At 47.1% G+C, this 11,165-nt stretch carries 11 protein-coding genes; 2 read left to right on the plus strand and 9 right to left on the minus strand.

The window, feature by feature from the left end:
- Positions 1-27 precede the first annotated feature (27 nt).
- Positions 28-726, plus strand: coding sequence for a hypothetical protein (locus NH568_RS16490; protein WP_253048896.1), 699 nt, complete (start codon positions 28-30; stop codon positions 724-726).
- A gap of 98 nt (positions 727-824) precedes the next feature.
- A complete protein-coding gene (locus tag NH568_RS16495; protein ID WP_253048898.1) occupies positions 825-2,972 on the plus strand; it encodes an ATP-binding protein in 2,148 nt (715 codons plus the stop codon).
- 147 nt (positions 2,973-3,119) lie between these two features.
- On the opposite strand, the gene NH568_RS16500 is transcribed toward NH568_RS16495, so the two are convergent.
- From NH568_RS16500 to NH568_RS16540, 9 genes are all read right to left on the minus strand, one after another.
- A complete protein-coding gene (locus tag NH568_RS16500) occupies positions 3,120-3,548 on the minus strand; it encodes a DUF2802 domain-containing protein (protein ID WP_054015638.1) in 429 nt (142 codons plus the stop codon).
- A gap of 3 nt (positions 3,549-3,551) precedes the next feature.
- Positions 3,552-4,049 (minus strand): chemotaxis protein CheW, encoded by a 498-nt coding sequence (locus NH568_RS16505; protein WP_253048900.1) that lies wholly within the window; start codon positions 4,047-4,049, stop codon positions 3,552-3,554.
- 24 nt (positions 4,050-4,073) lie between these two features.
- Positions 4,074-4,889 (minus strand): chemotaxis protein CheW, encoded by an 816-nt coding sequence (locus tag NH568_RS16510; RefSeq protein ID WP_253048902.1) that lies wholly within the window; start codon positions 4,887-4,889, stop codon positions 4,074-4,076.
- A complete protein-coding gene (locus NH568_RS16515) occupies positions 4,882-5,667 on the minus strand; it encodes a ParA family protein (RefSeq protein ID WP_054015636.1) in 786 nt (261 codons plus the stop codon). The genes NH568_RS16510 and NH568_RS16515 overlap by 8 nt, the downstream gene beginning before the upstream one ends.
- A gap of 54 nt (positions 5,668-5,721) precedes the next feature.
- Positions 5,722-6,882, minus strand: coding sequence for a chemotaxis response regulator protein-glutamate methylesterase (locus tag NH568_RS16520; RefSeq protein WP_253048904.1), 1,161 nt, complete (start codon positions 6,880-6,882; stop codon positions 5,722-5,724).
- A gap of 80 nt (positions 6,883-6,962) precedes the next feature.
- Positions 6,963-9,197, minus strand: a complete 2,235-nt coding sequence (locus tag NH568_RS16525) for a chemotaxis protein CheA (protein ID WP_253048906.1) — start codon at positions 9,195-9,197, stop codon at positions 6,963-6,965.
- 15 nt (positions 9,198-9,212) lie between these two features.
- The gene (locus tag NH568_RS16530) at positions 9,213-9,983 is read right to left on the minus strand and encodes a protein phosphatase CheZ (RefSeq protein WP_253048911.1); all 771 of its coding nucleotides are present in this window, start codon (positions 9,981-9,983) and stop codon (positions 9,213-9,215) included.
- 19 nt (positions 9,984-10,002) lie between these two features.
- Complete coding sequence (cheY, locus tag NH568_RS16535; protein ID WP_054015632.1) at positions 10,003-10,386, minus strand: chemotaxis response regulator CheY; 384 nt, start codon at positions 10,384-10,386, stop codon at positions 10,003-10,005.
- A gap of 43 nt (positions 10,387-10,429) precedes the next feature.
- Positions 10,430-11,164, minus strand: coding sequence for an RNA polymerase sigma factor FliA (locus NH568_RS16540; protein ID WP_138550023.1), 735 nt, complete (start codon positions 11,162-11,164; stop codon positions 10,430-10,432).
- Position 11,165 lies beyond the last annotated feature (1 nt).

Raw genomic sequence — 11,165 nt, forward strand, 5'->3', positions numbered from 1 at the left:
CCACCGAAATCAACGCAAGTATTCATTATGAGCAAAATCGCATTTGTCGCAGCAACCAGCCTGGTTATTCATGGGCTGATGACACTTGTCTGGGTGACGCCCGACCCACAACCCGTTGCACCAAATCATGATAACCGGATGTGTCACAATACTGAGCAACCTCTCAATGAAGATCACATTGTTCATCAACCACAGTTAAAGGTACCAAACAGACCCGTTACGCAACCCCAAACAGCACTTGCTTCACAAACAACACCATTCGCCGCGGCTTCTTCCACTCAACTGGTTAGCCAGACACTCGCAAGTTTGAAAGCTGAGCTGAACAAGCGCTTGCACTCGACAGAGGAGCCACATGCCCTGTTGACCTTAACTGAGCAAGCAGTACTCCTGAAACAACCAGAGTTACTCTTTGCGCATACGAATAAAATTCTGCACCAATCACAATCCCTTGATGCACTACAGCAAGAAGACTTACTGATCTTACTGGAAAATAGACTGCAACCTGAGCACCTCGAAGCACTCACACCTTATTTAACGTCACAATACGAAGACGTTCAGGAAGAAGCATTACTGAGATTGCTTGAAATCAACGCAGCGCCTCAAATTGAACAGCACCTGCGCTATCTGGCCAATTATGGTTTGACCCTCTGGGTGAGAGAAGAAGCCGAGAAACAGCTGGATATGCTGAACGCGCGTATACCTTTAAAAGCCTATCTATCAGAATGATCAGCCTTTTTAATCTTTAGTCCATTTTTGCTGCACACTTTTTCGCTATGTTATTCTGGGTTACTTTTTTAACAACTGAATTTCATCGCTGAGACACTATGGACGCTGCACAAAACCCCTTTATGACCGTCAGCAATACCCGGATGCAAACCATTATTAATGCGGTAGGTATATTGGGGCTGATTGTACATGCCTTACTGATTGTCGACTTTATCATTCTGGCAATCCCAGAGTTAGTTGTGTTGGAAGTATTCAGCACCCTGGCATGGTACATTGCACTGCGGCTGAATCGTAGCAATAATACTTCAGGCGCCGTACTGTTAATGGTCGCAGAGGTACTCGTCCATTCGACGGTAGTTATCCTGTACTTAGGACTAGCGCCCGGTTTTCAGCACTATTTATGGGCCGCCGTTCCCTTTATTCTGTTTTACCGGAAAATCCCTTTGTGGGGCATTGTGACCTGTACTTTGTTGTGTATGGGCCTGTTTGTCGCTTGCTACCTGTTTGCTCAGGATATTGAGTACACCTATGCCTATGCAGAGCTACTCCCATATATTCATGTATCCAATGTGATCATTGCGTTTATGGCGTTGGGACTCACTTGTTTTCATTTTTACAATGCGACAATAGAAGCGGAGCAGGAAATTGCTAAAATGGCGGCTGAGAAAGTACAGCTGACAGAAGAAACTCTGGCAAAGAAAAATACCTTTTTCGCTAACGTATCTCATGAATTCAGGACTCCCTTAACACTCATCACCGGCCCGCTTGAGTCAATCATAGCCAGTACAGATCTAAAGGCTCAGAAACCGCTGAAAAAAATCCTCGCTAATGCCAAGCGGCTGCAAAGATTAGTTGAACAAACTCTGGAACTGACCAAAGCTGATTTTGCACAGCCGAAAGAACACCATACTCTGGCATTAAACGCGCTGGCTGAGCAGTTAAGTTATGCCTTTATATCGATAGCCAGGGAGAAAAACATTGAGGTTCATTGTGATACAGATGTCGATTGTCTGGTGGACATTGCCAGTCAGGATGCCGAAGCCATTGTCTGTAACTTACTGTCCAACGCAATCAAGTATTCAAAGCCCGACAGTAAAGTAACCATCAGATGCACGCTGGCAGAGGAGCAGGCCCAACTATGCGTTAGCGACTCGGGTATCGGCATTGCGCCTGAGGATCAGCACCGCATTTTTGAACGCTTTGTCCGCCTGGATACACCTATGAGCAAGACGGTTGCAGGTACGGGTATTGGGCTCGCGCTGGTAAAAGACTTAGTTGAGCGTGCAAAAGGTCAAATACAAGTTGTAAGTGATGGAGTTTCTGGCACACAGTTTACTGTCACCTTCCCATTGAGTCACGGCGAGCCACAAACGCATATCAGCTTGCATACAAGTGAGGTCGTCACACTGGAGCAGGCAAACCTTGAACATCAAATCACATCAGAGGTTGTGCAAAATAGCGATGACAGTACACAACATTTACCACGCATATTGATTGTCGAAGACAATCCTGACATGCAGTCTTATCTGGCTGATTGCCTTAGCCATTCCCATCAGCTGTTGTTCGCCAGTGATGGTGAAAGTGGTTTTATGCTTGCCAAAACACAGGTACCGGATCTCATACTCTCTGATCTAATGATGCCAAAAGTTGATGGATTTCAGCTTGCACAACAATTACGGGAAGAAATCACGACCTGCCATATCCCAATACTGATGCTGACCGCGAAGGGCGATGAAGAAAGTCAGATGCTCGCCTGGAAAATGGACATTGACGCCTTTATGAGTAAGCCCTTTAACACAGAGCAGCTTAAAACCCGTATTCAGAACTTACTTAATATTCGCACGCTGATCAGTCAAAGAATTGGCGCTCTGTCCAGTGCAGTGGTGCCGACAGCACATCAGGGCACTAAATACGCTGGGCTTAGCAATAAGGATATCCAGTTTATTGAACAGTTAGAACAATGGTTAGCAGCCCACTTTACGGAACAAACCCTGAGCATCAAATGTCTTCTGCCAGTGGTTGCTATGAGCGAACGACAGCTACAAAGGAAGTTCAAAGCCCTGTTAGGCCAGACGTTCTCTGAGTACGTTAAAAAATTCAGGCTGAACAAAGGAGCCGAAATGCTGGCAAACGGCATGAGCGTCACCCAGGTTGCCTTTGAGTGTGGCTTTTCGTCTCAAAGCTATTTTAGCTTGTGCTTTAAAGCACAGTATGGCATAGCGCCCAGTCAGTTTAACCAGCAGTGAGGACGCTGTTAATCTGATTTACGCGAGGTAAAGGCTGTTTCAACGCGTTCAATAGGTAATACTGGTACAGGCACATCTATACTATTCAGCCAACGCTAAAACTCCGGTCTGGATGTCGTTGGCTGATTTGGCTGAGGATAAACCACTCTATGATTGTTTATTGTGTAGGGACATTAACAGTTCTGCTTCGGCCCGGGGTAGTTCACACTCGCGCATGATTTCTTCTATGTCTGCGCCCAGTTCAACCATTTTGACTGCGCGTGAGTAAATCTTAGCATCAGGATCGTCATATTTTTGCGCAGCCTGTTGCTGGGCCAGATCCTTTGCGTAATTCTCGCAGGCAACCAGTCGTTTACCAATACTTAGTACACTAGCACGGACCTCGGCGATTTCACTACGTAAAATAGCAACTTGCTCGTTTTCTCGCTTCATATGCTGAAGCAATTTACCGTGTTCGTGGTTTTGTTGTTGTACTTTTTTACTCAGCGCAAAAATAAACCCCAAGCACACTAAACATAGCAGGCTTGAGGCAATGACCAGGAGCAATAAAATCTCGTTTTGGGTTACTGCTTGCACGGGTTAAATATGACTCAACTCATCCCACTCATCATCGCTGAGTAGTTTGTTCAAATCAACCAGGATCAGTAGCTCACCTTCACGGTTCGACACGCCCTGAATAAACTTAGCACTCTCTTCAGTACCAATGTTTGGCGCGCTATCAATCTCTGAGCTGCGCAGATAAACCACTTCGGCTACGCTGTCGACCAAAATGCCAACGACTTGTTTTTCAGCTTCGATGATCACGATACGAGAGTTATCAGTGACATCTGAGCTTGGCAGACCAAAGCGAGAGCGTGTGTCGATAACCGTAACTACGTTACCACGTAGGTTGATGATACCAAGCACATAAGTTGGCGCGCCCGGCACAGGGGCAATCTCGGTATAGCGCAATACTTCCTGCACTTGCATTACATTAATGCCGTAGGTTTCATCCTCTAGCTTATAGGTAACCCACTGAAGGACTTCATCATTACTATCTGCATTTTTATCAGCCGAAAGTATTCTCTCTTGACTCATGATTTTACTCCAGTTAGATGCTAGTTACTGCTCTCGGCTATCGAGGCCATGCTCTAGCAATCGATTTAAATTCTCAACATCTATCAGTGCGCACATTTTTTCTTTAATGACGCCCGCCAGCCATGGCCTTTTGCCGTCGGCTGTTCGCCATTTAACGTCTTCTGGTTTCAACGTAATATTATTGACCAGATTTTCTGCCAACAGTCCCCACTGGCTATCGCCCAGCATGATCAAGTACTGGTAATTGAGCTTTTCTTCCAGCTCAGGTGTAAACTTCTCCGGCATAACCCAACGTGCAGTATCTACAACATTGAGCTTTTCTTCCCGGTTGAGCATCACGCCCTTAAACCATTTTGGCTTACCAAACAATTGATTAACTTCTGTAAGCTGATGTATACCACCAAGCGACTTTAACGGCACCGCCAAAGTCAGCCCGGCAACTTCAAAGAATAACGCCTGAAATTCATTTTCAAGATAGGCATCCCGCGCACGAGCCGGCACAGCCTGTTCAGCTTCTTCTTTGATAATAGTAGTATTTTCAGTTATCTCAAGATCATCAGCCGGGGTTATTACCTGCTCTTGCGGCTCAACTTCCTGAGGTATCGTCAATTCTGCCGAAGGCTCGGCAGCGGGTTGTTCTGGTAATGCTTCAGTAACGACATCATCCACGACGCTTTGCTCAGCAGGACTTGGCGTGGCAAGGCCCTCCTGCGCTTCAGGAACAGACTCCAAAAGCTTAGCGACTGGTGCAAGCGTGACGTCGTCTTCCTCTTCTTCACGTAACAAAGCACCCAGATATTGTTTCATGACCTGTTCGTTGGCAAACAGATGCTTACTCATCGTTACCTCTATCAACTTCAGCCAGATGTTCCAACAAGGCGCGATAAGCATAAACGCCGCGCGATTTTGGGCAGTACTGAACTGGCACCTGTTGCGCTAAACTGGCATCTCTGAATTTGGTGTCAACCGGGATAACCCCGGGCCAGACTTTGTCCTGGTAGGTTTCCACCAGAGACTTGTATGCTTCAAGAGATGCTTTTGTGCGCTTATCATACATAGTTGGCACTATAGTATATTGATATTGCTTGGAATGCGAACTTTGCATTAATGACATTGTTCGCATCATACGATCAAGTCCCTTTAACGCCAAAAACTCAGTTTGCACTGGGATCAAGATACGTTCACTCGCGGCCAGCGCATTGACCATGAGCACGCCAAGCACAGGAGGACAATCAAGAATAGCATAATCATAGTGCTCACTTATCTTAGCAAGCGCCTTTTTAAGGATCAGTCCCATACCGGAACGGTTACCCATACTGCGGTCCAGCGTGGCAATGGCCATGGTCGCCGGCAAAATATCCAGGTTCTCTATGGTTGAAGGACACAGTGCCTGCAGGATTTCCTCACTGGCCATGTTTGAGCCGCGAATAAAGATGTCGTATACACTGACTTCTAACTCTTCTGAGTCAATGCCAAAATAGTAAGTCAATGACGCATGAGGATCTGTATCGATTAATAATACACGCTTTCCCTGAAGCGCCAGAATCCCACCGAGACTCACTGTGGTGGTGGTTTTACCCACCCCGCCTTTTTGGTTTGCTACCGTCCAGATTTTCACGTTTTTCTTTTATTCCTTCGGCCAAACACAGACAAGTATTCAGGCATATATCAACTATGCACAACCTATCTCTTTGTTTATTCTGAGTGCAACATCCTGCAAAGCAATATCTTCAGACGAAATACCCGCGCTGGCAACAGCTTGTGGCATACCATATACCACACAGGTTTTTTCGTCCTGTGCCCAGATAGTCGCACCACTTTGTTTCAACATTCTGGCACCATCACGTCCGTCTGCTCCCATCCCAGTCAGGATCACAGCTAATACATCTCCTCCGTATGCCTTAGCGGTACTGGCAAACGTGACATCAACACTGGGTTTATAGGTGATACGGGGACTATCATCTTCAAACACTTTCAGCGTTTTACTTCCACCTCTGGCTTCAACCAACATCTGCTGACCACCCGGCGCCAGATAGGCAACACCAGGTTGCAACCTGTCACCCTGCTCAGCTTCTTTCACTTTGATTTTACACAGGCTATTTAAGCGCTGTGCAAATGCAGGAGTGAATGCTGCTGGCATGTGCTGAATAAGCAGAATTGGATGTGGAAAGTTCGCTGGCAGCTGAGTCAAAATTGTTTGTAATGCGACCGGCCCACCAGTGGAGGTGCCAATTGCAACAATTTGGTATTTCTTGCCTGAGGCTTTAAACGATGCGCCAGTGCTTGGAGTGTCGGCCGCTGGTCTTGAAAAAGAACGGTCTGGTTGTGCTATCGGTTTGGCCGCTGAACGCAACCCCGAGGGCGCAGCGGTTGGTGTACTCCGCATAGGTGGAGGTGTTGACGAAGAACTGATCGGGCGGGTAAATCTGCTTACCCGACGTCTGCCGATTTCTTTGACTTTGTTTTGCAAAGAGCGGATCGCATCTTCACTATTACGCGCAATATCCTCGAACTTTTTGGGCAAGAAGTCGACTGCACCTGCATCTAATGCATCCAGAGTCGCGCTCGCACCTTCACGTGTTAACGACGAAAACATCAGAATCGGAGTCGGTGAGCTCTGCATGATCTGCTTCACTGCGCTGATCCCATCCATCACCGGCATTTCCACATCCATAGTGATCACATCCGGTCTGAGGCGGGCAGCTTTGTCGACTGCTTCCTGACCATTTACTGCGAAATCAATCACTTGAATTTCTGGATCTTTTTCTAGTATTTCACTCACTCGGCGACGAAAGAAGCTCGAGTCATCTACAACTAATACTTTAACTGCCATTGGCATTGCTCTTTTATTCGTTACAGATCCGAAAAGTGGTGTCAAAGACACCACTTTGTCGGTATAAATGCGCCAGGTATTTACTTACCGGCGTAATATTTCAACATGCTGGGGACGTCCAGGATAAGCGCGATACCACCATCAGAGGTGATTGTTGCCCCTGCCATACCAGGCGTACCCTGCAACAAGGCGTCAAGCGGTTTAATCACTACCTCTTCCTGACCGATAAGAGAGTCAACAACAAACCCAACCTGTTTGGTGCCCATCTGAACGATGACGACATGCCCTTCAGCCTTGCGGGCGCCTCTGTCAGCACCTTTCACAAGCCAGTGTTCCAGGTAGAACAGGGGTATGGCTTTTTCACGTACTATAATCGTGAGTTGCCCGTCAACGACATTAGTCTTAGTCAAATCCAGGTGGAAGATTTCGCTCACTCCGGCAAGTGGCAGAGCAAATGTTTGCTGACCGATCATAACCATTAAGGTTGGCAAGATTGCCAATGTCAGAGGCACTTTGATTTCAAGGATAGTGCCCACGCCCAACTCTGACTGGATATTTACAGAACCATTGAGCTGAGTGATCTTGGTTTTGACCACATCCATACCCACACCTCGGCCAGAGATGTCGGAAATTTGTTCTTTGGTTGAGAAACCTGGTGCGAAAATGAGGTTATATGCCTCGTTATCTGATAAGCGGCTTGCCTGATCAGAATCAATTACACCTTTGCTGATAGCAATTTTCTTCAGCTTCTCTGGGTCCATACCTGCACCATCGTCACGGATGGTCAACAGAATGTGATCGCCCTCCTGAGATGCAGATAGCGTCACTGTACCGGTTCTTGATTTACCAGCGGCTTCACGCACGTCTGGCATTTCAATACCATGATCCACTGAGTTTCGAACCAAGTGAACCAAGGGGTCCGCAAGGGCTTCAACCAGGTTTTTATCCAGATCGGTATCTTCCCCCTCCAATACCAGGCTAATGTCTTTCTTAAGACTGCGAGCCAAATCACGAACAACCCTGGGGAAGCGACCAAATACTTTCTTAATTGGCTGCATCCGGGTCTTCATGACAGCACCCTGAAGGTCTGCTGTAACCACATCCAGGTTTGAAATGGCCTTGCCCATTGCTTCGCTGTTAGAGTTATTGGCCAAACTAACCAAGCGGTTACGCACCAACACTAACTCACCGACCATATTCATGATCTCATCCAGGCGTTTGGTATCTACCCGAACTGTGGTTTCAGCTTGCGCGGCAGGTTTTTTCGCTACGGCTTTATTATCTGCTGCCGGTTTAGCCTCTGATGCAGGTTTTGCAGCTGGCGCCTTGGCTGCTGGCGCTGGCGCCGGTTTAGCTACAGGTGCTGCTGGCTTGGGTTCTGGCTTAGGCGGCGCTTTTGCGGCTTCTTTAGGCGCTGCTACATCTGTCTCTGTCGACTTTGGCGCTTGCCCCTTGCCATGTAGCTCATCCAGTAAGGCTTCAAATTCGTCGTCATTGATTTCGTCATCGTCACCACCACCCGACGCAGGTGCCTTTTCAGCGGCTGCGGGTTGTTCTGGTGCCGGTGCAGGTGCTGCAGCAGCAGGTGTTGCACCAAATTGCCCAACTCCGTGTAGCTCGTCTAATAAACTGTCGAATTCGTCGTCGGTTATATCACCATCATCGCTGCTCGACGAGCTTGGTGCCGCGCTCGGTTTAGCCGGTTCTTGTGAAGCTGCTGACGGGCCGTTTCCTGAACCGTGTAGTTCGTCCAGCAAACTCTCAAATTCTTCCTCGGAGATTTCATCAATGCTGTCAGCGCTTTCATCTGAAGACTCGCTTACTGGATCGGATGGTGCATCAAAAAGCACATCGTCTGCACTGGGTGTCGCGACAACTGGCTCTGGCTCTGCTGCGGCAGGGGCTGCAATCACCTCATCTTCAGATTCAGGCTGGCTAAGTTGGTGTAATACTTCCAATAAATGGGGGTCTGCCGGCTCGGGTTGCTCGCGGTTTTGGATACACGAGAACATTTCATTGATAGTGTCCAGTGATTGTAAAATCACATCCATCAACTCAGCCGTAACGTGACGCTGCCCTTGGCGTAGGACATCAAACACATTTTCCGCACCATGACAGGCGTCCACCAGTTCGGTCATGCTTAAAAAGCCTGCCCCCCCTTTGACGGTATGGAAGCCTCGGAAAATGGCATTTAACAGCTCTTTATCTTCCGGGTTATTTTCTAGTTCGACAAGCTGCTCTGATAACTGTTCGAGTATTTCCCCAGCTTCAACAAGAAAGTCTTGTAAGATATCTTCATCGACTTCAAAGCTCATTCGCATACTCTCCTATTAGAAGCCCAAACTCGACAACAGGTCATCAACTTCGTCCTGCCCGGATACGACATCATCTCGAGACTCAGCGTCCATTATTGGACCCTCTGGACCTGACAACTCATCAGCAACGGGGGTGGCTTTAGTTTGTGACTGCGGCTGGGCTGCAGTTTGTTGACTTTCATCTGCAGTACCGAATACAGTCAACAAGTGAATAAGGCTGTCTTCAACTTCACGAACCAGCTCTATGACACGCCGGATCACCTGTCCGGTTAAATCTTGATAATCTTGCGCCATCAGTACATTGGTCATCAGATTTTGTAACTCATCTGTACGGCCTCTTGAGGACTGCATAAAACTGTCAAGATCATGACATAAAGACTTGAACTCTCCGAGCTGGATATCCCGGCTCATTAGTCTGTCCCAGGTGGGCTTAATTTCAGAGAGTTCATCGGCAAGTTCTTGGGCTAAGGGAAGACTCGCTTCTACGGCATCCATGGTTTTATTAGCAGCGCTTTCTGTCATCTCCATGACATAATTGAGGCGCTGCTTGGCATCTGGAATGGCTTCTGTCGTGAGGTCTGCTAATCGGGTATCTAACTCAAAGTTTTTCAACGACTCATGAAGTTGTCGAGTCAGCTTGCCCACTTCAGCGAATAGCTCTGATTGTTCTTTGTTGGTGGCCTCAATTAATATCTCATCAGCCTTTTCCTGCTCACCTTGTTCAAGGTATTCAACGAGCAGTTTAGCCTGTTCCAGAGTTATCTGTGGCACAGAAGATGTTGACATAAGCCTACCCTTATCAATACTAGCCTAAACGTTCGAACACTTTTTCTAGTTTGGTTTTCAGGGTTCCTGCCGTAAACGGTTTAACAATGTAACCATTAACTCCAGCCTGGGCAGCGGCAACGATTTGTTCTTTTTTCGCTTCTGCTGTAACCATGAGTACTGGGATGTGTTTAAGCTTGTCATCAGCACGAATTGCACGTAGCAAATCGATACCTTGCATGCCCGGCATATTCCAGTCAGTTACGACAAAGTCGAAGTCCTGATTTTGCAACATTGGAAGTGCCGTACTGCCATCATCAGCCTCTTGAACATTGGTAAAGCCTAAGTCTCTTAGCAGGTTTTTGATTATTCTTCTCATCGTAGAGAAATCATCAACCACGAGAATTTTCATGTTCTTATCCAAAACTTCCTCCGGTGAGGTTTGAACCTATATTGTAAAACTTACTCTAATTGATCCAGTCATTGATCTTTGCACGAAGCTTGATCATTGCTTGACCGTGAATCTGACTCACTCGAGATTCGCTGACCTCTAAGATCGCGCCAATCTCTTTTAAATTCATCTCGTCGTTGTAATACAAAGACAACACCAGGGCATCACGCTCAGGTAAAGTCTTGATAGCATTGACTAACGACTCGTTAAAGCGCTCATTTTTAACATTATTGAATGGTTTGTCTAGCGCAAAATCGTTGCCTGCGGGAGAAATTACGTCTTCGTCGACCCCCAAGTCTTCGATACCGATAACTTTACTCGCATTCACATCATGTAAAATATGATGGTACTCATCCAGCGTAATATCAAGTTTTTCAGCGATTTCAGTATCTTTTGGTTCCCGCCCAAGCTGAGATTCTAACTCAGCAATGGCTTCTGCTACCATCCGGCCGTTTTTGTGAACAGAGCGCGGAGCCCAATCACCACGGCGGATCTCGTCTATCATTGCGCCACGAATTCGGATACCTGCAAACGTTTCAAAGCTTGCCCCTTTGCTTGCATCAAAGTTTTTACAGGCTTCGATTAGTCCTATCATGCCAGACTGCACGAGATCGTCTAACTGAACACTGGCTGGTAACCTAGCTAATAAATGACAGGCCACCTTTTTTACCAATGGCGTATGACGTTCAACCACCTTATGAAGGTGGTCCGTCGTTTTATATCCCGCCATGCGGTTGACCGGTGAAGCCATC

The organism is Pseudoalteromonas sp. XMcav2-N (genome assembly GCF_024124545.1).
Lineage (GTDB): Bacteria > Pseudomonadota > Gammaproteobacteria > Enterobacterales > Alteromonadaceae > Pseudoalteromonas.